Source organism: Geodermatophilus sp. SYSU D01119 (assembly GCF_054049975.1).
The window spans coordinates 124,990-150,455 of sequence record NZ_JBJGYL010000008.1; the positions used below are offsets into that span (position 1 = coordinate 124,990).

The window sequence follows — 25,466 nt, forward strand, 5'->3', positions numbered from 1 at the left end:
CGGTCAGCCGGCGGCCGGGGTCTCCCCCGGCGCACCGCCGTCGGCCGGCGCGTCTGCGGGAGCCGCCACGGGCGGTGCGGCGGCGCCGGACGGCTCGCTGACCGAGACCATCGCCGTGCGCAGCACGCGCTCGCCCCGGCGGAAACCCTGCCGCAGGACCGTGGTCGCGGTCGGCACCGTCACCTCGTCGGACGTGTCGTGCAGGACGGCCTCGTGCAGCGCGGGGTCGAACGGGTCGCCCGCGACGCCGAAGGCCTCCACGCCCAGGCCGTCGAGCAGGCCCAGGACGCGGTCGGCGACGACCTTGAAGGCCCCGGTGAGGTCGCCGTGGTCCCGCGCGCGTTCGATGTCGTCGACGATCGGGAACAGCTGGGCGGCGAACCGCTCGGCCGCCTGGTCGACCACCAGGCCGCGGTCGCGGTCGACGCGCCGTCGGTAGTTGGCGTACTCGGCCGTGACCCGCTGCAGGTCCTCGGTCCGCTCGGCCAGCTGGCGCGCGAGGTCGCCGTCGCCGGCGGCCGGGGCGGCCTCCGGCGACGTCACCTCGGGCCCGGCGGCCGTGTCGTTCTCGGTCATGCGCTCCCCTGGGTGGGCTGTCGGTGCCGGGCCCGGCGGGGGGGGGGGGGGGGGGGGGGGGGGGGGGGGGGGGGGGGGGGGGGGGGGGGGGGGGGGGGGGGGGGGGGGGGGGGCGGGGGGCGCCCCCGCACCGCGCCGCTGACGGGGTCGATCCGCCGCTTGTCACGGATCACGACCCGCGGCTGCTCGTCCCCCTGGCTCATCGGCGGTCGGTGTCCTCGTCGACGATCTCGGCGTCGACGACGTCGTCGTCGGCGGCCGTGGCGCCACCGGCGCCGGCACCGGCGGCTCCGGCACCGCCCGGGGCGCCGTCACCGGCCGCGCCGCCCTCGGCCTGCTGCGCGTAGAGCGCGCCGCCGACCTCCTGCGAGATGCGCGCGACCTTCTCCTGCGCCGACTTGATCGCGGCGATGTCCGAGCCGCCGAGGGCGGAGCGCAGCTCGGTCAGGGCCTCGCCGAGCTCCTCCTTCTTGTCGGCCGGGATGCGCTCGCCGTTCTCCGCGAGGAACTTCTCGGTCTGGTACTGCAGCGACTCCGCCAGGTTGCGGGTCTCGGCCTCGTCGCGGCGGCGCTTGTCCTCCTCGGCGTGGGCCTCGGCGTCGCGCATCATCCGCTCGATGTCCTCCTTGGGGAGGGCCGAGCCGCCGGTGATGGTCATCGACTGCTCCTTGCCCGTGCCCAGGTCCTTGGCGGACACGTGCACGATGCCGTTGGCGTCGATGTCGAAGGCGACCTCGATCTGCGGGACGCCGCGGGGCGCCGGCGGCAGACCGGTCAGCTCGAACATGCCGAGCTTCTTGTTGTACATCGCCATCTCGCGCTCGCCCTGGAACACCTGGATCTGCACGGACGGCTGGTTGTCGTCGGCCGTCGTGAAGATCTCGGAGCGCTTGGTGGGGATCGTGGTGTTGCGCTCGATGAGCTTGGTCATGATCCCGCCCTTGGTCTCGATGCCGAGGGACAGCGGGGTGACGTCGAGGAGCAGGACGTCCTTGACCTCGCCCTTGAGGACGCCGGCCTGCAGCGCGGCGCCGATGGCGACGACCTCGTCGGGGTTGACGCCCTTGTTGGGCTCCTTGCCGCCGGTCAGCTCGCGGACCAGGTCGCTGACGGCCGGCATGCGGGTCGAGCCACCCACCAGGACGACGTGGTCGATCTGGCCGACGGAGATGCCGGCGTCGCGGATCGCCTGGTTGAACGGCGCGCGGGTGCGGTCGAGCAGGTCCTGCGTGAGGCGCTGGAACTCGGCGCGGGTCATCGTGACGTCGAGGTGCAGCGGGCCCTCGGCGCCGGCGGTGATGTAGGGCAGGTTGACGTTGGTCGACTGCGCGCCGGACAGCTCGATCTTGGCCTTCTCGGCGGCCTCGCGGAGGCGCTGCATGGCCAGCTTGTCCTTGGACAGGTCGATGCCGTTCTGGGCGTTGAACGTCTGCACCAGGTGCTTGACGATCCGCTCGTCCCAGTCGTCACCACCGAGGTGGTTGTCACCGGCGGTGGCCTTCACCTCGATGACGCCCTCGCCGATCTCGAGCAGCGAGACGTCGAACGTGCCGCCACCGAGGTCGAAGACGAGGATCGTCTGCTCGGTCTCGCCCTTGTCCAGGCCGTAGGCCAGGGCGGCCGCGGTGGGCTCGTTGACGATGCGCAGGACGTTGAGGCCCGCGATCTCACCGGCCTCCTTGGTGGCCTGGCGCTGCGCGTCCTCGAAGTAGGCCGGGACGGTGATGACGGCGTCGGTCACCGGCTCGCCCAGATAGGTCTCGGCGTCGCGCTTGAGCTTCTGCAGGACGCGGGCGCTGATCTCCTGCGGCGTGTACTGCTTGCCGTCGATCTCGGCGGTCTTCCAGGTCGTGCCCATCTCGCGCTTGACCGAGCGGATGGTGCGGTCGACGTTGGTGACGGCCTGGTTCTTGGCCGACTGGCCGACGAGGACCTCGCCGTTCTTGGCGAAGGCGACGACCGAGGGCGTGGTGCGCGAGCCCTCGCTGTTGGCGATGACCGTCGGCTCGCCGCCCTCCAGGACGGTGACGACGGAGTTGGTGGTGCCGAGGTCGATACCGACCGCTCGTGCCATGGAGCTGGCTCCTGTTCCGTGTGCGTGGGGTGGTGCGCTGGTCTGCTGGGGGTCGGTCGAGGGCCCTCCGGCCGCCTTGCGCCGGGTCCGCTCAACTTTCCTGCCCACCGTAACGGCAGACCCGCGGGCGGTGTTCCCCGGCCTCCCCTCACCCTCCCCCGTGACGTGGCCCACACACCGACGCCGGCGCGCGCATGATCAGGCGACCTGATCATGCGGCGTCCTGGCTCACCGCCGACCGTGAGCCAGGACGCGCCACGGTGAGCTAGGAAGCCGGCTGGGCGCCCGCGTCGTCCACCTCACCGGCGCCCATCCCACCGGGACCGGTCATGTCCTCGCCGGCACGACGGGCGACGGCGAACCGCCGCTGCCCCACATGAGGGACGGCGAGCAGCGCGGCCAGGCGCGCACGGAGGTCGGCGCGGGCACGCGGGACGACGTCGGCCTGGGTCAGCCGGAGCACGCGGACACCCAGCTCCCGCAGCTGGTCCTCACGCCGCTTCTCCCGCCAGAGGACCTCCCCGGGATCGAGGCCCTCGCGGGGATCGGCGTACTTCACCCGTCCGTCGAACTCGACGGCGACCGCAGCGTCCTCGTACCAGCCGTCCACGCGGGCGACGAAGCCGCGCGGACCGTGCACCTCGACCTGGAGATCGGGAGCGGGCAGCCCCGCGGCCATCAGCGCCAGGCGCCCCCGGGTCTCCAGCGGTGACTCCGCGCGACCGTCGGCGAGACCGAGGGCCCGGGCAGCGTCGCCGATCCCGACCCAGTGCGTCGCGCGGAGCACCGCCGTTCGCAGGTCCGCAGCTCTGACGAGACGCCGGTGCAGCGCAGCGTCCATGGCCACGACGGAGTCCGTCAACTGCCACTCGCGGGCACAGTCGACGAGCGTCCGCGCCGGTGTCGTGACAGGAAGTCCGTACAGCCGGCCCACCTCGACGGCCGTCAGGGACGCGCGGGCGACGACGTAGCCGCGCCCCCGCCGCCACTGTCCCTCGTCGGTCAACCGGACGACCCGCTCCGCGTCGCGGGGCAGGACGATCCCGTGCAGCCTCGCGGCCGAGTCGTGGCTGACGACGGGCCCCGCGCCGAGGGACACGACCACTGCGTGGCAGTCGACGGCGTGGCGGAGCCCCTCGTCCTGCGACACCTCGAGCAGGTCCCGCGCCCGGATGTACACGCCACGTCGCAGACGACACCAGCGGCGGGCGCTCAGCCCCGCCCGGATCTCGTCGGGGCGGTAGCCGGCAGCAGCGGCCTCTCGGGAGGTGAAGACGCCGAACCGCTGCTCGGCGACCCGGGCCAGCTCAGGATCCATGGTCGGAGTGTTCGGCGTGCGGCACGCCCGCAGTGACGACCACGGGGATCTGTGGACGCCGCCCGGACGAGGTCCTGGCTCACCGCAACGCCTCCTGGAACACCGCCGACCGCGAGCCAGGAGGCGACACGATCAGGCCGCCTGATCATGTCGCCGGCGCGGCGGGGCGTGAGCCGGGTCACCTCCGCGACGGCGGCGGTCGTCGTGGAACAGGCGTCGGTTCTGTTGCACGGAGCCAAACAGCCAGGTCAGCCGCTCGAACCGAGGTGTTCCGGCACGGCGACGAGCCACCCCGACGGGGCGCGGCGCACCCGGTTACCGACGAGTAACCTGACCTCCGGCCAGCTATCGTGCTGGGCTGCGCGGGCACAGGCGCCCGCGCACGATCCGCCGCCGGTCACACGTACCGGTGACGGCGGCGAGACCCCTCTCGCCGTCCGTGGCGGACGGAGCCAACCGACGCCGCGAGGCGTGGGGAGAGGGAATCATGACGGGCCCCCTGCAGATCGTGCTCGGCACGATCAGCGTGCTGTTCCTCATCGTCTCGGTCGTCTTCGCCTACCGGGCCGTCCGCGCCATGGTGCGGATCATCCGCACCGGCCAGCCGGACTCCACCCGCAACGGGCCGGTCGGCCCACGGCTGAAGACGCTCGTGGTCGAGTCGCTCGGCCACACCCGGATGCTCAAGTGGTCGGCCATCGGCGCCGCCCACTGGTTCGTCTTCGTGGGCTTCTACGGCCTGTTCCTCACGCTGGTCGAGGCCTTCGGCGAGGTGTGGGACCCGGCGTTCCACCTGCCGCTCATCGGCGAGTGGAGCCTGTGGAACCTCTTCGCCGACATCATCGGCACGGGCACGATCCTCGGGATCCTGTACCTGATCTACCGGCGCCAGAAGGACCACCCGCGCCGGCAGGGCCGCACCAGCCGCTTCGCCGGCTCCAACGAGGGCCGCGGCTACTTCGTCGAGGCCGTCGTCCTCACCGTCGGCGTCTGCATCCTGCTGATCCGCGCGCTGAAGATCTCCTCGGACCTCACCGATGCGCCGGCCTGGTCGCACCCGTTCTCCGGCCTGCTGGCCACCGTGCTGCCGGACAGCCCCGACCTGCTCAGCATCGTCGCCTTCGTGAAGATCGTCGTCTCGCTGACCTGGCTGGTCGTCATCAGCCGGATCCTCAACATGGGCGTGGCCTGGCACCGGTTCAGCGCCTTCTTCAACATCTACTTCAAGCGGAACGACGACGGCTCCGTCGCCCTCGGCCCGCTGCAGCCCATGACCTCGAACGGCAAGCCGATCGACTTCGAGGACCCGGGCGAGGACGACGTCTTCGGTCGCGGCAAGATCGAGGACTTCACCTGGAAGGGGATGCTCGACTTCACCACCTGCACCGAGTGCGGGCGGTGCCAGAGCCAGTGCCCTGCCTGGAACACGGGCAAGCCGCTGTCCCCCAAGATGGTGATCATGGACCTGCGGGACCACCTGTACGCCAAGGCCCCGTACCTGCTCGGTGAGAAGACGGCGTCGGAGACCGCGCCGGACTACGACATCCTCAAGCCCAGCGACGAGCAGGTCTGGTCCTCCGGCTACGCCCGCATCGAGGGCACCAACGACGCGCAGGCGCACCGCCCGCTGGTCGGCACCCTCGAGGAGGGCGGGGTCATCGACCCCGACGTCCTGTGGAGCTGCACCAACTGCGGTGCCTGCGTCGAGCAGTGCCCGGTCGACATCGAGCACGTCGACCACATCGAGGACATGCGCCGCTACCAGGTGCTGATCGAGTCCAACTTCCCGTCCGAGGCCGGCGTGATGCTGCGCAACCTCGAGAACCGCGGCAACCCCTGGGGCGTCAGCCCGAGCACCCGCGAGGACTGGATCAAGGAGATGGACTTCGAGGTGCGGATGGCCGACGGCCCGCTGCCCTACGACGTCGAGTACCTGTTCTGGGTCGGCTGCGCCGGCGCCATCGACGACCGCGCCAAGAAGGTCACCAAGGCCGTCGCCGAGCTGCTGCACACCGCCGGCGTCGAGTTCGCCGTCCTCGGCTCCGGGGAGACCTGCTCGGGCGACCCGGCCCGCCGCATGGGCAACGAGTTCGTGTTCCAGATGATGGCCCAGGAGAACGTCGAGACCCTCAACGGCGTCTTCGAGGGCCGCGTGCCGGGCACCCGCAAGATCGTCACCACCTGCCCGCACTGCTTCAACTCGCTCGGCCGCGAGTACCCGCAGGTCGGCGGCGAGTACGAGGTCGTGCACCACACGCAGCTGCTCAGCCAGCTGGTGGAGGAGGGCCGGCTCACCCCGGTCACCCCGGTCGACCGCAAGGTCACCTACCACGACCCGTGCTTCCTCGGCCGGCACAACAAGGTCTACACGCCGCCGCGGGAGATCCTCGACAGCGTGCAGGGCCTCTCCACCCAGGAGATGCACCGCTGCAAGGACCGCGGCTTCTGCTGCGGCGCCGGCGGCGCGCGCATGTGGATGGAGGAGAAGATCGGCAAGCGGATCAACGTGGAGCGCACCGAGGAGGCCCTCGGCCTCGACCCGGACGTCATCTCCACCGCCTGCCCGTTCTGCATCACGATGCTCTCGGACGCCCTGACGTCGAAGAAGCAGAACGGCGAGGCCGCCGAGCACGTCGAGGTCCTCGACGTCAGCCAGATCCTGCTGCGCTCGATGGCCCCGGTCGGCACGCCCGGCACCGAGCACGGCGCCGAGGTGGGCACCGCCGACGACGACATCGCCGGCACCGGCTCGGCCGCCACCGGGCACGGCCAGGCCTAGTCCGCAGCACCGCACCACCCCGACGGACGCCGTCGGCGACGGAAGGACCCCCTGCCCCCCACCACTCGCACGCTCGCGGTGGGGCCCGGCAGGGGGCCGTCAGCCGGCGGCGTCCGTCGTCTGTGCGGGCCCGTGCTCCGGTAGAACACGCGTCGTGCTGCTGCACCTCAGGGTCACCGTCCCGCCTGACCGCACCGACGACGTCCGCGACCTCTTCGAGCGCTGCCCCGGGACGGCGCACCTGGCGGTGTTCCCCGGCTCCTCGCTCGACCCGCCCGGCGACCTGTTCCTCGCCGACGTCGCCCGCGAGTCCGCCGACGCGCTGGTGGCGGGCCTGCGCGAGCTGCACGTCGACCGCGACGGCGGGATCACCATCGAGGCCGTCGACACCGCCGTGTCCGCCAGCGCCGAGCGGGCCGAGGAGCAGGCGCCGGGCGACGGCTCGGACGCCGTCGTGTGGGAGCAGGTCGTGCGGACGACGGCGGCCGACTCGTCGCTGTCGGTCTCCTACCTCGCCTTCCTCACCATCGCGACGCTGCTGGCGGCGGTGGCGATCGTCAACGACTCGGCGATCCTCGTGATCGGGGCGATGGTGCTCGGGCCGGAGTTCGCGCCGCTGGCCGGCCTGGCGGTGGCGCTCGTGCACCGGCGCCGCGGCATCGCCCGCGCGGCCACGCGGGCGCTCGTCGTCGGCTTCCTCGTGGCGATCGGCGTCACCGCGCTGGTCACCCTCGCCGGCCGGGGGCTGAGCTGGTTCGGCCCCGAGGTGCTCGCCATGGACCGCCCGCAGACCGGCTTCATCACCCGGCCCGACCGCTGGTCGGTCGTCGTCGCGGTGCTCGCCGGGATCGCCGGGGTGCTGTCGCTGACCTCGGCCAAGAGCGGCGCGCTCGTCGGCGTCTTCATCTCCGTCACCACCGTCCCCGCGGCGGCCGACATGGCGGTGGCGCTGGCCCTCGGCGGCGGCGACGAGTTCTGGCGCGCGGCGGCGCAGCTGGGGATCAACCTGGCCGGCATCCTCCTCGCCGCCGTGGTCACCCTGGCCCTGCAGCGGGCGCTCTGGCGGCGGGTGCCGCAGGTCGTGCCGCGCCTGGAGCGGACGGACGGCGCCCGGCTGCGCGTGTGAGGCGGTTGCATGCTGCACCCGATGCGAGGAGGCGCCCGGGCGGGGCGCACCATCGACGGGTGACCCGCACCGCCGCCGCGCCGCCGACCGACCGCGACACCGTGGACCGACGGCGGGGTCTCGTGCTGGTGGCCGTGGCCATCGTGCTGACGGCGGCCAACCTGCGGACGGCGGTGAGCACCGTCGGCCCGGTGCTCGAGGAGATCGAGCGCGGCCTCGGCGTGTCCAGCGCCGCCGCCGGCGTGCTGACGACGCTGCCGGTGCTGTGCTTCGCCGCGATCGGCTTCGCCGGGCCGCCGCTGGCCGCACGCTTCCGGGACGCGCACGTCCTCGCCGGCGCGCTGCTCACCATGGCCGCCGGGCTGGTGCTGCGGGCCGTCGTCGACGCGTTCCCGCTCTTCCTCGCCGGCACGGTGCTGGCCATGGTCGGCGGGGCGCTGGGCAACGTGCTGCTGCCCGGCCTGGTCAAGCGCTGGTTCCCCGGGCGCACGGGCCTGCTGATCGGCGCCTACAGCGCGAGCATGGCCATCGGCGGCGCCGTCGCCGCGGTGAGCACCGCGCCCATCGCCGCCGCCGTCGGCCCGTCCGGCTGGCGCTGGGCGCTGGGCGTCTGGGCGGTGCTGGCCCTGGCCGCCGCGGTGCCGTGGTTCCTCGTCCCGCGCCAGCCCGGCACCGGTCGCGCCGCGCACCGCTCGGTCCGGATGCGCCCGCTGGCGCGCAGTCCGCTCGCCCTCACCATGGCCGCCTTCTTCGGGCTGCAGGCGATGCAGGCCTACGTGGTCATGGGCTGGTCGGCGCAGTACCTGCGCGACTCCGGGCTCAGCGCCGCGACCGCCGGCCTCCTGCTGGGGATCAACTCGATCGTCGTCATCCCGGTGAACGCCGTCGTCCCGTCGCTCACCGTGCGGCAGAGCTGGCAGCGGCCGCTGCTGCTGGGCTTCATGGCCTGCTACGCCGTCGGCTGGACGGGGCTGTGGCTGGCCCCGCGCACGCTGCCCTGGCTGTGGATGGGCGTCCTCGCCGTCGGCATGGGCACCTTCAGCATGGTGCTGGCGCTGATCGGCCTGCGCGCCCGCACCCCGGAGACGGTCGCCGCGCTCTCCACCGTCACGCAGGGCTGGGGCTACGTGGTCGCCGGCACCGGCCCGCTGCTCGTCGGCGTGCTGCGTGGCGCCACCGGCGGCTACACCGGCATGTTCGTGCTGGTCGGCATCGCCACGGTCGGGTTGACCGTCACCGGCTGGCTGGTCACCCGCGACCGCTTCGTCGACGACGAGGTGCCCGGCTGGTCGCCGGCGGAGGTCAGCGGCGCGTCTGCGCGCGGGTGAAGTTGCGGAAGGACCGCGACGGCGTCGGGCCGCGCTGGTCCTGGTACCGGGAGCCGTAGACCGCCGAGCCGTAGGGGTGCTCGGCCGACGAGGTGAGCTGGAACAGGCACAGCTGGCCGATCTTCATGCCCGGCCAGAGCGTGATGGGCAGGTTGGCCACGTTGGACAGCTCCAGCGTGATGTGGCCGGAGAACCCCGGGTCGACGAACCCCGCCGTCGAGTGCGTGAGCAGCCCCAGCCGGCCCAGCGAGCTCTTGCCCTCCAGGCGGGCGGCGAGGTCGTCGGGGATGGTCACCACCTCGAGGGTGGAGCCCAGCACGAACTCGCCCGGGTGCAGCACGAACGGGTCGTCGCCGTCGGGCTCGACCAGCGTGGTGAGGTCGTCCTGCTGCTGGGCGGGGTCGATGTGGGTGTACCGGGCGTTGTTGAAGACCCGGAAGTAGCGGTCGAGCCGGACGTCGATGCTCGAGGGCTGCACCAGCCCCGCGTCGTGCGGCTCGATGCCGAGACGCCCCTCGGCGATCGCGGCGCGGATGTCGCGGTCGGACAGCAGCATGGCGCGGAGTCTAAGGAGCACGGCGCCTCACCCCTCCGGGTTCCTCCCGCGGCCGCCGGCTCCACCCCGCCCGCCGCGGTGCCGAGGACCTCGTGCCGGCCCATCGGAGAGCCGGCCGCCGGCCGGGCGGAGGACCCGGGCCGGCAGGGAGGCGGACGTGTCCACCCTGAGCAGGCGCACGCAGGCAGCCGTGCTCGTGTCGGCCGTGGTGGTCGGTTACGCCGGCGCCGCGGCCTACACCGCGCTGGCCGCGCCGGCGCTGCCCGTCGCCGAGGACTTCGGGCCCGGCGACGGGCTCGACCGCTACGTGGTGACGGCGGAGAGCGGCGACGCCGCCGCGCTGCTGGGACCCCTGGAGGCCCTCGACGGCGTGGCGACCGCACAGCGGCTGAGCGACGGGCGCGCACTGGTGGCCGCGGACGGACTCGGCGCCGCGGACCTCGCGTCGGTCGACGGCGTCTCCGCGGTCGAGTTCTCGCCGCCGGTGCCCGTGTTCGGCACGGTGACGGACCCCTACGGCGTGCAGTACGGCTGGAACCTCGAGAACACGGGGACCAACGCCTACAACCAGGCCGCCGTGGCCGACGCCGACAGCGACGCCCCCGACGCGTGGGACGTCGGGACCGGCGCGGGCACGGTGGTGGCCGTCGTCGACACCGGCTTCGACTCCGACCACGAGGACCTGGCCGGTGCGCTGTGGACCAATCCCGCGGAGCCGTGCGGCACCGTCGACGCCGATCGCAACGGCAAGGCCGGCGACTGCCACGGCTGGAACTTCGTGACGAACTCCGCCGACGTGGACAACGGCTCGCAGGGCACCCACGGCACGAACGTCTCCGGGACGATCGGCGCGCGGGCCGGCAACGGCCGAGGCATCGCGGGCGTCGCGCCCGACGCGACGATCATGCCGCTGGTCATCGGCAGCGGGAGCGGCGTGGACGCGTACCTCGGCGCCGAGGCCATCCGGTACGCCGCCGACCACGGCGCGGACGTCGTCAACGCCTCGTGGGGCGGGCAGTTCACCGGCTCCGCGTACGAGGCGGTGCGCTCGGCGATCGCCTATGCGGGGTCCAAGGGGGTCCTGGTCGTCGCCGCCGCCGGCAACGACGCGGGCAACCGCGACACCAACCCCGTGTACCCGGCCAGCTACACGGAGCCGAACCTGGTGACCGTCGGGTCGAGCACCGCCGCCGACACGGGCACCCCCTCCTCCGCGTACGGCGCGACCTCGGTCGACCTGTTCGCTCCCGGCAACCTCGTGGCCACCACCTGGAACGACGGCGGCTACCGCCTCGTCGGCGGCACGTCCATCGCCGCGCCGCACGTGGCCGCCGCCCTGGCCCTGTACCGCGCCGCGATGCCCGCCGCCACGATCGCCGAGCTCACGCGGGCGCTGCTCGAGGACACCGACCCGGTCGCCGCCTTCCGCGGCCGGTCGGTGAGCGGCGGGCGTCTGTCGCTGACCGGCCTCGCCGAGCGCGTCCTCGACTCGGTCGACTACACGTTCACCGGCATGTCGGCCCCGGCCGGCGTGGTCAGCCCGGCCGTGGCGGTGAGCGGCACGACGGCGCCCGGGACGTTCAGCGTCACCCTGGGGCTCGGGATGCAGCACGAGGGCGAGGTGTGGGCCGTGTCGGGCGCCGAGATCGGCCTCGACGGCGCGACGGTGACCACCGGCGACGACGGCCTGGCGGTGTTCAGCTTGGGTGCCCGGACCTCGCTCGACGGCCTGACGCTGCGGCCCTCGGCCGCGCTGGGCGACGGGCGGTACGTGCTCACCGTCCAGCTCACCCGCGACGGCGCCGCACTCGGCGGCACCCGGGCGGCCCCGCTGCTGGTGGGCGCCGCGGCCGAGGCCGGCCCCGACCGGCCCGCCGACGGCTCCGGCACCGGCGACTCCGGCACGGGCGGCTCGGGCACCGGCGGCTCGGGCACCGGCGGCTCCGGCACCGGCGGCTCGGGCACCGGCGGCTCCGGCACCGGCGGCTCGGGCACGGGCGGCTCCGGCACCGGCGGCTCCGGCACCGGCGGCTCGGGCACCGGCGGCTCCGGCACCCCGGGCGACGGCGCGCAGACGCCCGACACGGACAACGGCTCCGGCACCGGCGGCTCCGGCACCGGCGGCTCGGGCACCGGCGGCTCCGGCACCCCGGGCGACGGCGCGCAGACGCCCGACACGGACAACGGCTCCGGGACCGGCGGCTCCGGCACCGGCGGCTCCGGCACCGGCGGCACCCCGCCGTCGTCCGGCACCGGCGGCACCCCGCCGTCGTCCGGGAGCGGCACGGTCACCTACCCGACCGTCGGCCAGTTCCGGATCACCTCGATCACCCCCGTCACGGTCGGGGTGTCGGGCGGCACGCGGGTGCGGGTCAACGGGCTGGCGCTGCCCCCGGGCGCGCGGGTGCGGATCGGCGACTCGGCCGCCGCGACGGTGGTCCGCTCGAACACCACCTCCCTGGTGTTCACGACGCCGGCGCGGGTGGCCGGCCGCTACGACGTCACGGTCTTCGCGCCGGACGGGCGGTCGCAGGTGCTCGAGGACGTCCTCGAGTACGTGGCGGCCCCCGCAGCCGGTGCGGCGCCCGCGCCGGACGGCGGCAGCGGCTCCGCGACCCCGCCCTCCGGCGGGTCCGGCACGGCACCCGGGGGCACCGCACCCGGAGGCGGCACGCAGCCCGGCGGCGGCACCGCACCGGACGGCGGCACGACTCCCGGAGGCGGCACGGCTCCCGGAGGCACCGCTCCCGGCGGCGGCTCGGCGGCCCCCGGGACGCGCACCGGCCCGGACGGCCAGCGGCTGGTCTACTCGGCTCGCCTCGGCGGGATCCCCGCGTCGCTCTGGGCGATGGACTGCAGCGTCTCCTGCCGCGGGCTCGTCGTCGGCAGCTGAGCCCTCGGACCGCCCGGTCCGGGACGGAGGTCCCGGACCGGGCGGCCCGGCTGCACTCGGAACGCCGCCTGCCGATATCCGCGGGGAGGACACCCGACGCAGGAGGACACCGCGTGCTCGACACCCGCCCCCGGACCGGCCGCAGCGGCCGCGCGGCCGTGCGGCCGACCGGAGAGGAGCGCACCTTCGCGGCCGAGGAGCTGATCGTCTCCAAGACCGACCTGCGCGGCGTCATCACCTACGCCAACGACGTGTTCCTGCGGGTGGGCGCCTACTCCCTCGACGAGGTCATCGGGCAGCCGCACAACCTCATCCGGCACCCCGACATGCCCCGCGCGGTGTTCAAGCTGCTGTGGGACACCCTGGCCGCCCGCCAGGAGCTGTTCGCCTACGTCAACAACCTCGCCGCCGACGGCGCGAACTACTGGGTGCTCGCCCACGTGACGCCGTCCTACGGCCCCGACGGCGCGGTCGTCGGCTACCACTCCAACCGGCGCCGCCCCTCGCGCCGCGCGCTCGACCGCATCCGCCCGCTCTACGAGCGGCTGCTGGCCGAGGAGCGCCGGCACCCCAACGCGCGCGCCGCCGTCGCGGCGTCGTCGGAGCTGCTCGACCGGATCGTCGCCGAGCAGGCCGCCTCCTACGAGGACTTCATCTGGACGGTCGTCAGCCAGGAGGAGAACTGACGTGGCCCGCTCCCGGAACCGCTCCGACGCCGGCGAGCTCGCGGCCTACCGCGCCTTCGTGCAGCGGCTGACCGAGACCTGCGAGGCCGCCGCCCGCGGTGACCTCGAGGCCCGCGCCGTCCCCGTGGCCGGCTCGGAGGACGTCCCCGAGCTCGTCGCCCTGCAGCACGGCGTCAACCGCGCCCTCGACGTGAGCGACGCGTTCGTCCGCGAGTCCCGCGCCGCGCTGACCTCCGCCGCGGAGGGCCGCTACCACCGCAAGGTGCTGCTCACCGGCCTCAACGGCGCCTACCGGCAGGCCGCCACCGACATCAACACCGCCCGCGACGCCATGCGCGAGACCGCCGGCCGGGTCACCGACGCCCAGACCTCGCGGCTGCGCCTGGCCGACGACTTCGAGTCCGTCGTCCTGGCCATGAGCGAGCAGGTGGCGACGGCGGCCACCGAGATGAGCGCCTCGGCCGCCGGGCTGACCACCGCGTCCTCGGCCGCCTCCGACGCCGTCGGCGCCGCCTCGGCCACGCTGACCTCGCTCACCCGCACGTCCGCCGAGATCCGCCAGGTCATCGCGCTCATCGAGTCGGTGGCCGCGCAGACCCGGCTGCTGGCGCTCAACGCGACCATCGAGGCCGCGCGCGCCGGGGAGGCCGGCAAGGGCTTCGCCGTCGTCGCCTCCGAGGTCAAGGACCTCGCCGACCAGACGGCCTCGGCCACCGAGCGGGTCACCGCGCAGGTCGAGGCGATCCGCGCCGCGTGCGACGAGGTCACCGCGGTCATCGGCTCCGTCGGCACCACCGTGGGCGAGATGAACGGTCTCGTCGACGGGATCGCCGCGGCCGTCGACGGGTCGGCGTCGCTGGGCACCACCGACACCGACGTCACCGGCCTGTCGCAGATGGCCGAGCGGCTGCGGTCGGAGGCCATCGGCTTCCTCGGGGAGATGCGCCGATAGGGGCGACCCACCGTCGCGGCGGACCGCCGGCGGACGGATGTACCGTGCACACAGTCGGTGGCCGGGAACGGCCACCAGGTCCCGACGCCGTCCCGTCCCCGCCAGGCCGGCGCTGCTGTGCCGTGGAGGTGTACGTGGCCCCGGATGCCGCCGCGCGCCCCGGCGTCCGGGACACGGCACCGGGGCCCGACCTCGCCGACGTCTTCGGCGGCGGCAGCGAGAACGGCCGGCTGATGGCGGCCGTCGACTGGGCGGCGACGCCGGTCGGCCCGGTGGAGACGTGGCCGGCGAGCCTGCGCTACGCCATCCGCACGGTGCTGGCCTCGCGGTTCCCCATGATCCTCACCTGGGGCCCGCGGTACACGCAGTTCTACAACGACGCCTACGCCGAGCTCATCGGCGCGAAGCATCCGGCCGCGCTCGGCGACGACCTGCGGATCACCCTCGCCGAGGGCTGGGCCGCGCTGCAGGAGCCCGTGGAGCGGGCCATGGCCGCCCGCGAGGCGTCCTGGATCCCGCAGCTGCTCCTGCAGCTCGAGCGGGCCGGGTACCGCGAGGAGACCTACTTCACCGTCTCCCACGCGCCCGCCTTCGGCGACTCCGGCGAGGTGGCCGGCATGCACGCCGTCTGCACCGAGGTCACCCGGCAGGTGCTCGCCGAGCGGCGGCAGGTGCTGCTGCAGGAGGTGGCCGGCGCCGGCGGGCGCCGCGAGGACGAGCACGACCTCGCGACACAGGTGTGCGCCGCCCTCGCCACCGGTCCGCTCGACGTCCCGTTCGCCGCCGTCTACCTCACCGACGACGACGGGCGGCTGCAGCGGGCGGCCACCTGCGGGGTCGACGCCGGCCTGCTGCCCGCGACGGCCGGCGTCCTGCCCGACCTCGCGGCGGTCCCGGTCGCCGGTCTCGGCATCACCGGCGGGCCGTTCGGCGACCCGGTCACCGACGCCGTCGTCCTCCCCCTGTCCGGGGGGTCCGGGCGCGAGCCGGTGGGCGCGCTGCTGGTCGGCGTCAGCCCGGCGCGCGCCCTCGACGCCGAGTACCGCTCCTTCCACCAGCTGCTCGCCGGGCAGGTCGCCGGGGCCGTCGTCGACGCCCGGGCCTACGCCGGCGAGCGCGCCCGCGCCGAGGCCCTCGCCGAGCTCGACCGGGCCAAGACCACCTTCTTCGCCAACGTCAGCCACGAGCTGCGCACCCCCCTGACCCTGCTGCTCGCCCCCATCTCCGACGCGCTCGACGAGGCCGGGGACCAGCTGCCGCCCGCGGCGCACGACCAGCTGGTGCTCGCGCTGCGCAACGGCCAGCGCCTGCAGCGCCTGGTCAACGACCTCCTCGAGTTCGTGAGCATCGAGGCGGGCCGGACGGCCGCGGTGCGAGTGGCCACCGACCTCGCCGCCGACACCGCCGAGCTCGCCGGCGTACTGCGGGCCGCCGCCGAGCGCGCCGGGCTGACGCTCACCGTCGACTGCCCGCCGCTCCCCCGGCCGGTCGCCGTCGACCCGCGGATGTGGGAGAAGGTCGTCCTCAACCTCGTCGCCAACGCGGTCAAGTACACGTTCGTCGGCGGCATCACCGTGCGGCTGACCGTCGAGGACGACGGCGTCGTGCTCACCGTGTCCGACACCGGGGTGGGCATCCCGGCCGCGGAGCTGCCCGCGCTGTTCGACCGGTTCCACCGGGTGACCGACTCCCCCGCCCGCAGCCGCGAGGGCACCGGCCTGGGTCTCGCCCTGGTGCGCGAGCTCGTGGAGCTGCACGGCGGCACCGTCGGGGTGCAGAGCACGCCGGGGGCCGGCAGCACGTTCACCGTCCGGCTGCCCTGGGGTCAGCCCGACGCCGACAGCGCGCCGCCGTCGACGCCCGCCGCGGTGCGCGCCGCCGCCCTGACGCCCTGGGACGACGCCCCCGGCCGGCGGGCGCGCCCGGCCCCGGCCGAGGAGGCGCTGGGCACCGTCCTCGTCGTCGACGACAACGCCGACATGCGCTCCTACCTCACCCGGCTGCTCGCGCCGTCGTGGACGGTGCGGACGGCGGGTGACGGCGTGGAGGCGCTGCGCGACGCGCGGGCCACCCGGCCCGACATCGTGCTGACCGACGTGATGATGCCGGGGCTCGACGGGTTCGGCCTGCTCCACGCGCTGCGGGCCGACCCCGGCACCCGCGAGGTCCCGGTGGTCATGCTCACCGCCCGCGCCGGCCAGGAGGCCGCCGTCGAGGGCTTCGACGCCGGCGTCGACGACTACCTGCCCAAGCCGTTCGAGTCCGCCGAGCTGCTCGGCCGGCTGCGGGCCGTCCTGGAGCGCGCGCGGGGACGCCGGGCCGCCCTCCCGCCGCCACCCGCGCACCGGCCGGCCCCCTCGGCCGTGCCGCCGCCCCCGCGGCCCCGTACCGGAGACGCGGCGGACCTCGCGCCGGCCCTCGCCGCGCCGCCGGTCCCGGCCGGCCCGGCCGACGGCGCGCGGCGGGCCACCTGGCGGTTCCCCTCCGCGGCGGCGTCGATCCCGCCACTGCGCCGTCGCCTGCGCGGCTTCCTCGCCGACGCCGGGCTCGACGAGGACCGCGCCTACGACCTCGTGCTGGCCACCTGCGAGGCGGCCACCAACGCGATCGAGCACGCCCAGGACCCCCGCGAGCCGGTGGTCGAGGTGCGGGTGTCGGTCGACGACGGCGCCGTGGAGATCGCGGTGCACGACACCGGCCAGTGGCGGGAGCGCACGTCGAGCATGGACCGCGGCCGCGGCTCGATGCTGATGAGCGCCTTCGCCGAGGTCACCGCGGTGCCCGGCCCGGAGGGCACGACCGTCACCATCCGCAGTCCGCGCCCGCGGGACTGAGCGGCCTCAGCGGCGCCCGGCCAGCACGGCGGCACCCGGGCCGGTGAGGTCGGCCAGGGCCGCCCGGCGGCCGGCCGCGACGAGCAGCAGCGAGAGCACCGGCCCCTCGGCCACCGGCCCCGCGCCGTGCCGCAGGCCGGTGTCGACGGCCACCAGGGCGACGCCGGCGACCCGCTGCCGGCCGCCGCCCGTCGCCTCCCCGCTGCGGACGTGCGCGAGCAGCGCCCGGGCGACGGCGTCGCGGGGCGGGTCGGAGGGGATGCCGAGCGGGCGCCGGACGTCCTCCCCGTGCACGAACGCCTCCACGAGCCGGGTGTCGCGCGGGGCGGGCGGGCCGGTCCGGCGGTCGGCGACGGCGCGGAACGCGGCCAGCGTCGCCTCCGGGTCGCCGGCGCGCGCGGCCCGCATCTCGGCCTCGTTCGCGGCGTCGAAGTCGAACCGGGCGGCCACCATGCCGGCGAGGAACCGCAGGGGCGTCGTCCGCGCGCTGCCGAGCAGGTGCGCGAGCACGTCGTGCACGTCCCAGCCGGCGCACAGCGACGGCGTCGCCCACTGCGCGGGCGTCAGCCCGGTGAGGTCGTCGGCCAGCGCCCGGCGCTCGGCGGCGACGACGGGCCACACGTCCTGCTGTGCGGTCCTCGGCACGGTGGGGCGCTCCCGTCGGTCGGCGGCGGGCGGGCCGGCTGACCCTCCCGGGGGACAGACCGGCGCCGGCCGCGGGACTCATCGCCGGGCGCCTTGCTACGCTGGCGACCGGCCTCCGGGCCACCGCGGGTGTAGTTCAATGGCAGAACATCAGCTTCCCAAGCTGACAGTGCGAGTTCGATTCTCGTCACCCGCTCTCCGAGTCCCCGGGCGGCTCCCCCCGCCGGAGCTCCTCCGCCAGTCCGACGACGATCCCCTCGGGCCCGCGGACGTAGCAGAGCAGGTAGAGGTCCTCGTACCGCGCGATCTCCCCGACGAGCCGCGCCCCGTGCGCGCGCAGCCGCGCGACGGTGTCCTCGACGTCGTCGACGGCGAACATGACCCGCCGGATGCCGAGCGTGTTGGCGGGCGCGTCCACCGGCCCGTGACGGACCGCCGCCGGTGTCCGGAACGACGCCAGCTCGACCCGCCCGGGACCGCCGGGCACGCGCAGCAGCGCCACCTCCTGGCGGACGTCGTCGAGGCCGATGACCCGCTCCACCCACCGCCCCTGCACCGGGCCCCTGCCCTCGAGCTCGAGGCCGATCTCCTCGAAGAACGCGACCACCGCGTCGAGGTCCTCGACGACGACGAGCACGTCGTCCATCCGCTGCACGGCCATGCCGTCCTCCTGTCCGCCGGGCGGCCCGGGGAGCCGCTCCGCCCCCGGGACGGTGCCGCCCGGCGGATCTCGACGTCCTGGGCGCCGGACGCGCCGTCCGGGACAGTCCGGCGGGTGACCGCGCCCGACCCCCTCGGGCGCTGGGCGCCGCCGACGCCGGCGCGCTGGCGGCGCGGGGCTTCTTCGCCTGCGTGGCCGACCTGGAGGAGGAGCTCGTCCGCGCGGCCGGGGTGGCCGGCGTCGAGGCGGTGGTGGCCGCCCAGCGGGAGGCCCGCGCGCTGGAGACCTTCCGCGCTCAGCCGGCCCAGCGCGGGCGCGGTCCGGAGGCCCAGCTGCGCGGTGGCTCGGCACCACCAGCGGTCGCAAGGCCCGGTACGCCCGGGCCCTGGTCGAGCACCTGGACCCCGGCGCCGTCCCGCCGCCGCTGCGCCGCCTCCTCGCGGCGACCTGACCGCGCATCCCGCGCGGCCCGGCCCTGGCAGCCTGGCGGCGTGCACCTCTCCCCCGCCGGCACGGACGAGCTCGTCGCCCGGCTGCGCGCAGCCGGGTGCGTGTTCGCCGAGGACGAGGCCCGCCTGCTCGGGGAGGCCGCCGCGACGCCGGGCGAACTGGAGTCGCTCACCGCCCGGCGGGTGGCCGGGGAGCCGCTGGAGCACCTGCTGGGCGCCGTCGAGTTCTGCGGCCTGCGGATCGCCGTCGGCCCGGGGGTCTTCGTGCCGCGGCAGCGCACCGCCGTCCTCGTCGCCCGGGCCGCGGACGCCGCCCGCGCCGCCCGGGCGCGCACCGGCCGGGCGCCGGTCGCCGTCGACCTGTGCTGCGGGTGCGGCGCGGTCGGCCGGGCACTGGCCGCGGCGGTGGAGCTCGGCGAGCTGCACGCCGCCGACGTCGATCCCGCGGCCCTGCCCTGGGCCCGGCGCAACCTCGCCCCGGTCGGCGGCACGGTGCACGGCGGCGACCTCTACGCCGCGCTGCCCGGCCGGCTGCGCGGGCGGGTCGACGTCCTCGTCGCCAACGCGCCCTACGTGCCCACCGGCGCGCTCGCCCTCCTGCCGCCCGAGGCCCGGCTGCACGAGCCGGCCGGCGCGCTCGACGGCGGCGGCGACGGCCTCGACGTGCACCGGCGCATCGCCGCGGGCGCGCCGGGCTGGCTGGTGCCCGGTGGCGTGCTGCTCGCCGAGGTCGGGGAGGAGCAGGCGCCCGTCCTGGCCGCCGTCCTGACCCGGGCGGGACTGCGGGCCGCCGCCGCGCCGCCCGAGGGGGACGGCACGACGGTGGTCACCGGGCACCTCGCGATCGGATGAGTTCCGTAAGTCGGGTCCTTGGTCCCTGTCCGACCGGATGGGTGCGGGTGAGGATCCCGTCATGGCCGCCGATCCGCACCTGGAGCCGATCCGGCTGGTCCCGCTGCCCTCGCGCCGGCCCGTCCCGTCGTTCGTCGTCGACATCGACGGCACGCCCGCCGCCGACCGTGCGCTGACCTGGGCGCTGCGCGAGGCCGCCCGGCGGGAGGGCACCGTGCTCGCGGTCGCCGCCGTCGACGCGCCCGGGGAGGCCGGCCGCGCCGCCGCCCTCGCGCGGGCCGACGCCGCCGTGGTGCGCGCGGTCGCCGAGACCGGCGTCGCCGGCCGGGTGCGCACCGTGGCCGTCGAGCGGGCGCTGCTCGACGTGCTGGGCACCGCCGGCCGCGGCGGCGACCTGGTGCTCGTGAACGGCTCCGGCCGCGCCCTGCTGCGGCCGGTCCCTCCGCGCTTCCCCGGCCGGCGCCCGGGCTCCGGCGCGTGAGCCTCCCGTCTCCTCCTGCGTCCTCCTCGGGACGGGCCGTGACCCCGCCCGCCCCCGGGGACCGCCCGGACCGCACGCCCGCGGCCCCCGAGCCCGGCCTGGCCGCCGGCGTGCGCGCCGCCGCGGCCGGCGAGCACCTCGAGGCCACCCTCCGCGAGATCGTCGAGGCGGCGGTGGCCCACGCCGACGCGACCTACGGCGCGATGGGCGTGCTGACCCCCGACGGCCGCGAGCTCGACCGCTTCGTCATCGTGGGGATGGACGACGCCGTGCGGGCCGGCATCGGCCGCCCCCCGGCCGGCGCGGGGATCCTCGGCCTGCTCGTCGAGAAGCCCGAGCCCCTGCGGCTGGCCGACCTCGGCGCGCACCCCGCCTCGGTCGGCTTCCCGCCCGGCCACCCGCCGATGGCGTCGTTCCTGGGAGTCCCGGTGTGCGTGCGCGAGCAGGTGTTCGGCCACCTGTACCTCACCGAGAAGCGGGACGGCGGGGAGTTCACCGCGGCCGACGAGGAGGCCGTGGAGGCGCTGGCCGCGGCCGCCGGCCTGGCGATCGACAACGCGCGGCTGGCCGAGGCCGCCGAGCAGCGGCGGGCGTGGATGCAGGCGGCCGTCGAGGTCTCGACCGCGCTGCTGTCGGGCGCGGAGCCCATCGCGGTCCTCGAGGCGATCGTGCAGCAGGTGGTCGCGCTCACCGGCGCCGACGGCGCCGCCCTGCTCGTGGCCCGCGAGGACGACCCCGCCGCGCTGACCATCCTCGCCTCGGCCGGCCTGTTCGCCGGCGAGCTGGAGGGCGTCCGGATCCCGGTCGAGGACACCCACGTCGGCCGGGTGCACCGCAGCGGCGTCGGGGAGCTGGTCGACGACATGAGCGCCGACCCCGAGCGGGGGCGGCACGCCGAGGTCGCCGTCGAACTGACCCGCGGCATGGGCTCCGGTGTCGTCGTCCCGCTCGGCCGGTCCCTGGGGACGCTGGTCTGCATGCGCACGGCCGACCGCCAGCCCTTCGGCCCCGACGTCCTCGAGGCGCTGACGTCCTTCGCCACCCAGGTGACGGTCGCCCTCGAGCTGGCCCGCAGCCAGCGCCGCGAGCGGGAGCTGCAGGTCCAGGCCGACCGCGACCGCATCGCCCGCGACCTGCACGACCACGTCGTCCAGCGCATCTACGCCACCGCGCTGTCGCTGGACCGGATCGCCCGGTCCCTGGAGGAGGCCGACCCCTACGCCGCCCGCCGGGTGGAGCGCAGCGTCGACGAGCTCGACGAGACCATGGCGCAGATCCGCTCGGCGATCTTCGAGCTGCACGACCCCGCAGACGCCCCCGACCACCTCGGCCTCCGGCTGTCCGACGTCGTCACCCGGGTCACCGAGGCCAGCGGCCTCGAGTGCCGGGTGGACGTCACGGGCGACGTCGACGGCGTGAGCGGGGCGCTGGCCCACGACCTGCTGGCGGTGGTCCGCGAGCTGGTCACCAACGCCGTCCGGCACGCGGCGGCGTCGCGGCTGACGGTGACCGTGGACGCGGGACCGGCCTCCGTCGGGGTCGCGGTGGCCGACGACGGCCGCGGCCTGCCCGCGGTGCCCCTGCGCAGCGGCCTGGACAACCTCGCCGAGCGCGCGCAGCGGCGCGGCGGGCGGCTGGCGGTGCGCAGCGGGCCCGGCGGCACCGAGGTGACCTGGACGGTGCCCCGGCCCGCCTGAGCGCCTCGCGCGGGCGGGCGGTCAGCGGCCGGGACGGCGTCCGCGCAGCTCGGTGGCGAGGATCGCCGCCTGCGTGCGCCGCTCGAGGCCGAGCTTGGCCAGCAGGTGGCTGGTGTAGTTCTTCACCGTCTTCTCGGCCAGGCCCATCCGGGCGCCGATCTGGCGGTTGGTCAGCCCCTCGCCGATGAGCGCGAGCACCGTGCGCTCCTGCTCGGTGAGCCCCGACAGCCGGCGGTCGGTCCCCGGCCGCTGGGGCTGCCCGGTGCCCCCGAGCGTCCCGCCGGCCGCCACGGTCCGCACCGCCGAGACGAGGTCGGCACCGCGCACCTGCTTGACCAGGTAGCCGGCGGCGCCGGCGGCGAGGGCGGCGGCCACCGCCTCGTCCTCGGCGAAGCTCGACAGCACGAGGAACCGGCACCCGGGCACCCGGTCGCGCAACCCCCGGACCACCTCGGCGCCGTCGCCGTCGGGCAGCCGCATGTCCACGACCGCGACGTCGGGCCGCACCGCGGGCCCCCGCGCCAGCGCCTCGGCGACGGTGCCGGCCTCGCCGACGACCGTGAGCGTGGGGTCGTCCTCCAGGACCTCCGCCACGCCGCGACGGACCACCTCGTGGTCGTCGACGAGGAAGACGCGGAAAGGACGCTGCGGACCTGCCACGACCACCCTCCCTCCGACCGTGACGTCGGTCACAGAGGGTAGTGCCTGGAACGGCTCTCCTGCGCGTTACGCGGGCAGCAGTAGCGCTGCGTACAGGGTCAACCCCGGACCGAAGGCCATCGCGACCACCGGGCCGTCGACGTCGGCGAGCTCCTGCAGCACCAGCAGCACGGTCGCCGACGAGCAGTTGCCGTGCTCGGCGAGGACCCGCCGGGAGGCGCCGATCTGCGCCTCGGAGAGGCCCAGCTCGTCGCGGACGACGTCGAGGATCCGCGGGCCGCCCGGGTGCACCGCCCAGCCGGCGACGTCCTCGACGCGCAGGCCGGCGCCGTCGAGCAGCTCGGCCACCACGTCGCCGACGTGCCGGGACAGCACGTCAGGCACCCGGGGCGAGAGCCCCATGCGGAACCCGAGGTCGGTGACGTCCCAGGTCATGTGGTCGGCGGTCGAGGGGTCGGTGCGGGCGACGACGCCGGCCAGCCGGCGGCCGCGCCCGGCGCCCGGCTCGAGGACGACGGCCGCGGCGGCGTCGGAGAACAGCGCGTGCGCCACCACCTGCTCGAGGTCCCGCTGCGCCGGCTGCACGTGCAGGCTGGTCAGCTCGCAGCACAGCAGCACCGCCGGGCGGGAGCGGGCGGCGACGAAGTCGCCCACCGCGGCCAGCCCCGGGATGGCCGCGTAGCAGCCCATGTGGCCGACGAGCAGCCGCTGCAGGCCCGCCGGCATGCCCAGGTCGCTGGCCAGCCGGATGTCCAGCCCCGGGGTGGCGTACCCGGTGCAGGTGGCGACGGCGAACAGGCCGACGTCGCCGGGGGCGAGGCCCGCGGAGTCCAGCGCCGTCGCCACGGCCTGCTTGCCCAGCGGCAGCGCCTCCTGGACGTAGCGGGCCATGCGCGCGCCGGTGCCCCACCCGCTGAGGTCCTCGTCGACGGGGTTGGCCACCGCGTGGCGGGTGCGCACCCCGGCGCTCGACCAGATCCGCTCCGCGGCCCGGACGCCCTCGTAGTGGCGGGCGAAGAAGCCCTCCCAGGCGGCGTCCTGGTCGAGGGTCGCCGGCAGGGCCGCACCCGCGCCGGTCAGCACGGCGGCGCTCACCCGCGGGGCCCCCGGGTGAACGGGCTGGTCGGGGAGGCGGTCACCCCTCGACCGTACGTGCGGCCGCGACGCCGCGCCGCCCGGACCCGGGCGGCCCGGTCCCCTCCCGCTTGCGGCCGTAGCCCGCGAACAGGACCGCGGTGGTGCGCAGCGGCCGCATCCGGACGACGGCGCGGCGCCCGAGCCGCCAGGCGACGACGTCGCGCACCGAGGGCCGCAGGCCGACCAGGCGCAGGTCGAGGCCGAGCCGGTCGGCGGCCGCGAGCAGCCGGCGCCGGTCGACGAACAGCGCCGGGTCGTGGATGCCCGGCGGCGGCCCGCCCGGCAGCCGCTCGGCGATCCGGACGGCGACCAGCTCGGCCAGCCGGGTCGCGGCGATCGCGTCGACGACGAGCGTGCCCCCGGGGCGCAGCAGCCGCGCGGCCTCGGCGAGCACCGCCTCGTGCTCGGCGACGTGCTCGAGGATCTCCCCCGCGACGACGACGTCGGCGCACCCGTTCCGCAGCGGCACCGCGAGCACCGACCCGCGCACCGCGAGGACGCCGTGCGCCGCGGCGAGGCGCAGTCCCGCGGCGCCGAGGTCGACGCCGACGTGCCGGTAGCCCAGGCGGGCGGCGTGCGGCGCCATGAGCCCGCCGCCGCAGGCGAGGTCGACCAGCAGCGCGTCCGGGCCGCCCGCCGGCGGGATGTGCCCGGCCCGCGAGGCGGCCAGCCAGTGCAGCATCGCGAACCCGCCCGACGTCTCCCACCACTGGTCGGCGAGCCCGTCGTACTGGGCGAGGTCGTTGCGCCGCGGGTCGCCGATGCGCACCCGCCGGCTACTTCTTGAGGGGGTCGTGGCCCCAGTTCATCAGCGAGTACCGCCACCTGGAGGACTCGACGTCCTCCTTCTGCGGCTCCTGCGCCATGTGCCGCTGGACGTAGCCGTGGACCTTCTTCATGGCGGCGTAGTCGTCGTCGTCGAGGTCGCGCTTCTCCTTGCCCAGCAGCTCGACGATCCGCCGGCCCATCTCGTGACCGGTGGACTCGCCGGACCCGCCGCTCTTCTGGCCGACCTCCTGGGACTCGTCGGTGTCCAGCCACTTCTCGAGCTCCGAGGCGCTCATGTTGACCGCCTCGTCGAAGTCCTTCTCGATCGTGTCCCGGTCGTCGTCGGCCACGGCTCCTCCTCGGTCGCGTCCCCCGCCGGTACCTCGCCGCCGACCTCGGGAAACGGGTGCGGCGCCCGGGCGGCGGGTAGGGCACCCCCGTGAGCGTGGACGGGACGGGGCAGCGGTACGCGCCGTCGGCCGCGCGCAGCGCCCAGGAGCGCGGGGAGACCCTCGACCAGCTGCTCGACCGCAACCTCGCCGAGCTGCTGCAGGAGCTCCGGGTCGCCATCACCGGCGTCCAGGTGCTGTTCGCCTTCCTGCTCGGCCTCGCCTTCACCGCGCGGTTCCGCGAGCTCGACGACGTCCAGCTGACCGTCTACACCGTCACCCTGCTGGCCACCGCGCTCGCGACCGTCGTGCTCATCGCGCCGGTCTCGTTCCACCGGCTGGTCTTCCGCCGCCGGCGCAAGGCCGCGCTGATCGTCGTCGCCGACCGGATGCTGCTGGCCGGGCTCGCGCTGCTGGTGCTGGCCATCAGCTCCGGGGTGCTGCTCATCCTCGACGTCGTCCTGGGCCGCTGGGCGGGCGCCGCCGGCGGCGGCGCGGTGCTCCTCGTCGGGCTGGTCACCTGGTACGCGCTGCCCCTGGCGGCCCGCCGGCGCGAGACCGCCCCCTCCCCCGACGCGGGGGACGGGCCGCCCGCAGGATGAGGG

General features: G+C 75.7%; 21 protein-coding genes and 1 tRNA gene. 12 read left to right on the forward strand and 10 right to left on the reverse strand.

Annotated features, from left to right (window positions below; all coding sequences use genetic code 11):
* Positions 1 to 3 precede the first annotated feature (3 nt).
* The 3 genes from grpE to ACI79X_RS08495 all read right to left on the reverse strand — a co-directional run bounded on the left by grpE (position 4) and on the right by ACI79X_RS08495 (position 3,968).
* Entirely contained in the window at positions 4 to 576 is a 573-nt protein-coding gene (gene grpE / locus ACI79X_RS08485; protein ID WP_457024976.1) for a nucleotide exchange factor GrpE, read from the reverse strand.
* Positions 577 to 775: 199 nt separating this feature from the next.
* Positions 776 to 2,650: a molecular chaperone DnaK gene (dnaK, locus tag ACI79X_RS08490; protein ID WP_457024977.1), complete on the reverse strand. Its 1,875-nt coding sequence runs from the start codon at positions 2,648 to 2,650 to the stop codon at positions 776 to 778.
* A 265-nt stretch (positions 2,651 to 2,915) separates the two neighbouring features.
* Positions 2,916 to 3,968, reverse strand: coding sequence for a type IV toxin-antitoxin system AbiEi family antitoxin domain-containing protein (locus tag ACI79X_RS08495; protein ID WP_457024978.1), 1,053 nt, complete (start codon positions 3,966 to 3,968; stop codon positions 2,916 to 2,918).
* Positions 3,969 to 4,455: 487 nt separating this feature from the next.
* Between ACI79X_RS08495 and ACI79X_RS08500 the strand changes: the two genes are divergently transcribed.
* The 3 genes from ACI79X_RS08500 (at position 4,456) to ACI79X_RS08510 (ending at position 9,201) form a co-directional block, all read left to right on the forward strand.
* On the forward strand, positions 4,456 to 6,747 hold the full coding sequence (locus tag ACI79X_RS08500) for a (Fe-S)-binding protein (protein WP_457024979.1): 2,292 nt from the start codon (positions 4,456 to 4,458) through the stop codon (positions 6,745 to 6,747).
* Between the two features lie 154 nt (positions 6,748 to 6,901).
* Positions 6,902 to 7,873, forward strand: a complete 972-nt coding sequence (locus ACI79X_RS08505; protein WP_457024980.1) for a DUF389 domain-containing protein — start codon at positions 6,902 to 6,904, stop codon at positions 7,871 to 7,873.
* 59 nt (positions 7,874 to 7,932) lie between these two features.
* Positions 7,933 to 9,201 carry a CynX/NimT family MFS transporter gene (locus tag ACI79X_RS08510; RefSeq protein ID WP_457024981.1) on the forward strand — a complete coding sequence of 423 codons (1,269 nt, stop codon included), beginning with the start codon at positions 7,933 to 7,935 and terminating at the stop codon, positions 9,199 to 9,201.
* Here the strand turns inward: ACI79X_RS08510 and dcd are convergent.
* Positions 9,176 to 9,757: a dCTP deaminase gene (gene dcd / locus ACI79X_RS08515; protein ID WP_457024982.1), complete on the reverse strand. Its 582-nt coding sequence runs from the start codon at positions 9,755 to 9,757 to the stop codon at positions 9,176 to 9,178. The two genes, ACI79X_RS08510 and dcd, sit on opposite strands and share 26 nt — an antisense overlap.
* A 157-nt stretch (positions 9,758 to 9,914) precedes the next feature.
* Between dcd and ACI79X_RS08520 the strand changes: the two genes are divergently transcribed.
* From ACI79X_RS08520 to ACI79X_RS08535, 4 genes are all read left to right on the forward strand, one after another.
* Positions 9,915 to 12,650 (forward strand): S8 family serine peptidase, encoded by a 2,736-nt coding sequence (locus ACI79X_RS08520; protein WP_457024983.1) that lies wholly within the window; start codon positions 9,915 to 9,917, stop codon positions 12,648 to 12,650.
* A gap of 113 nt (positions 12,651 to 12,763) precedes the next feature.
* Positions 12,764 to 13,336, forward strand: coding sequence for a PAS domain-containing protein (locus ACI79X_RS08525; protein ID WP_457024984.1), 573 nt, complete (start codon positions 12,764 to 12,766; stop codon positions 13,334 to 13,336).
* A 1-nt stretch (position 13,337) separates the two neighbouring features.
* Positions 13,338 to 14,288, forward strand: coding sequence for a methyl-accepting chemotaxis protein (locus tag ACI79X_RS08530; protein WP_457024985.1), 951 nt, complete (start codon positions 13,338 to 13,340; stop codon positions 14,286 to 14,288).
* Positions 14,289 to 14,422: 134 nt separating this feature from the next.
* On the forward strand, positions 14,423 to 17,122 hold the full coding sequence (locus ACI79X_RS08535) for an ATP-binding protein (RefSeq protein ID WP_457024986.1): 2,700 nt from the start codon (positions 14,423 to 14,425) through the stop codon (positions 17,120 to 17,122).
* A gap of 6 nt (positions 17,123 to 17,128) precedes the next feature.
* Here the strand turns inward: ACI79X_RS08535 and ACI79X_RS08540 are convergent, their stop codons facing one another.
* The gene (locus tag ACI79X_RS08540; RefSeq protein WP_457024987.1) at positions 17,129 to 17,767 is read right to left on the reverse strand and encodes a maleylpyruvate isomerase family mycothiol-dependent enzyme; all 639 of its coding nucleotides are present in this window, start codon (positions 17,765 to 17,767) and stop codon (positions 17,129 to 17,131) included.
* 125 nt (positions 17,768 to 17,892) lie between these two features.
* Here ACI79X_RS08540 and ACI79X_RS08545 point away from each other — a divergent pair.
* Positions 17,893 to 17,963: transfer RNA gene (locus tag ACI79X_RS08545), tRNA-Gly, on the forward strand.
* Here ACI79X_RS08545 and ACI79X_RS08550 read toward each other — a convergent pair.
* On the reverse strand, positions 17,955 to 18,428 hold the full coding sequence (locus ACI79X_RS08550) for a VOC family protein (protein ID WP_457024988.1): 474 nt from the start codon (positions 18,426 to 18,428) through the stop codon (positions 17,955 to 17,957). The two genes, ACI79X_RS08545 and ACI79X_RS08550, sit on opposite strands and share 9 nt — an antisense overlap.
* A gap of 191 nt (positions 18,429 to 18,619) precedes the next feature.
* Here ACI79X_RS08550 and ACI79X_RS08555 point away from each other — a divergent pair, with 191 nt between their 5' ends.
* From ACI79X_RS08555 to ACI79X_RS08565, 3 genes are all read left to right on the forward strand, one after another.
* Positions 18,620 to 19,729 carry a putative protein N(5)-glutamine methyltransferase gene (locus ACI79X_RS08555; RefSeq protein WP_457024989.1) on the forward strand — a complete coding sequence of 370 codons (1,110 nt, stop codon included), beginning with the start codon at positions 18,620 to 18,622 and terminating at the stop codon, positions 19,727 to 19,729.
* Positions 19,730 to 19,790: 61 nt separating this feature from the next.
* A complete protein-coding gene (locus tag ACI79X_RS08560) occupies positions 19,791 to 20,210 on the forward strand; it encodes a hypothetical protein (protein WP_457024990.1) in 420 nt (139 codons plus the stop codon).
* A 38-nt stretch (positions 20,211 to 20,248) separates the two neighbouring features.
* A complete protein-coding gene (locus tag ACI79X_RS08565) occupies positions 20,249 to 21,907 on the forward strand; it encodes a GAF domain-containing protein (protein ID WP_457024991.1) in 1,659 nt (552 codons plus the stop codon).
* Positions 21,908 to 21,928: 21 nt separating this feature from the next.
* On the opposite strand, the gene ACI79X_RS08570 is transcribed toward ACI79X_RS08565, so the two are convergent.
* The 4 genes from ACI79X_RS08570 to ACI79X_RS08585 form a co-directional block, all read right to left on the reverse strand.
* On the reverse strand, positions 21,929 to 22,567 hold the full coding sequence (locus ACI79X_RS08570) for a response regulator (RefSeq protein ID WP_457024992.1): 639 nt from the start codon (positions 22,565 to 22,567) through the stop codon (positions 21,929 to 21,931).
* Between the two features lie 66 nt (positions 22,568 to 22,633).
* Positions 22,634 to 23,662: a type III polyketide synthase gene (locus ACI79X_RS08575; RefSeq protein ID WP_457024993.1), complete on the reverse strand. Its 1,029-nt coding sequence runs from the start codon at positions 23,660 to 23,662 to the stop codon at positions 22,634 to 22,636.
* A gap of 40 nt (positions 23,663 to 23,702) precedes the next feature.
* A complete protein-coding gene (locus tag ACI79X_RS08580; protein WP_457024994.1) occupies positions 23,703 to 24,473 on the reverse strand; it encodes a methyltransferase domain-containing protein in 771 nt (256 codons plus the stop codon).
* Between the two features lie 7 nt (positions 24,474 to 24,480).
* Complete coding sequence (locus tag ACI79X_RS08585; RefSeq protein ID WP_457024995.1) at positions 24,481 to 24,822, reverse strand: DUF3140 domain-containing protein; 342 nt, start codon at positions 24,820 to 24,822, stop codon at positions 24,481 to 24,483.
* Between the two features lie 89 nt (positions 24,823 to 24,911).
* On the opposite strand from ACI79X_RS08585, the gene ACI79X_RS08590 reads away from it, so the two are divergent.
* Positions 24,912 to 25,463, forward strand: coding sequence for a DUF6328 family protein (locus ACI79X_RS08590; RefSeq protein WP_457024996.1), 552 nt, complete (start codon positions 24,912 to 24,914; stop codon positions 25,461 to 25,463).
* Positions 25,464 to 25,466 lie beyond the last annotated feature (3 nt).

What these genes read in the sequence shown, in the direction of transcription:
- dnaK (WP_457024977.1), bottom strand. Translation starts at nt 2,650, where the DNA reads ATGGCACGAGCGGTCGGTATCGACCTCGGCACCACCAACTCCGTCGTC.
- dcd (WP_457024982.1), bottom strand. Translation starts at nt 9,757, where the DNA reads ATGCTGCTGTCCGACCGCGACATCCGCGCCGCGATCGCCGAGGGGCGT.
- ACI79X_RS08495 (WP_457024978.1), bottom strand. Translation starts at nt 3,968, where the DNA reads ATGGATCCTGAGCTGGCCCGGGTCGCCGAGCAGCGGTTCGGCGTCTTC.
- grpE (WP_457024976.1), bottom strand. Translation starts at nt 576, where the DNA reads ATGACCGAGAACGACACGGCCGCCGGGCCCGAGGTGACGTCGCCGGAG.
- ACI79X_RS08560 (WP_457024990.1), top strand. Translation starts at nt 19,791, where the DNA reads ATGGCCGCCGATCCGCACCTGGAGCCGATCCGGCTGGTCCCGCTGCCC.
- ACI79X_RS08500 (WP_457024979.1), top strand. Translation starts at nt 4,456, where the DNA reads ATGACGGGCCCCCTGCAGATCGTGCTCGGCACGATCAGCGTGCTGTTC.
- ACI79X_RS08550 (WP_457024988.1), bottom strand. Translation starts at nt 18,428, where the DNA reads ATGGCCGTGCAGCGGATGGACGACGTGCTCGTCGTCGTCGAGGACCTC.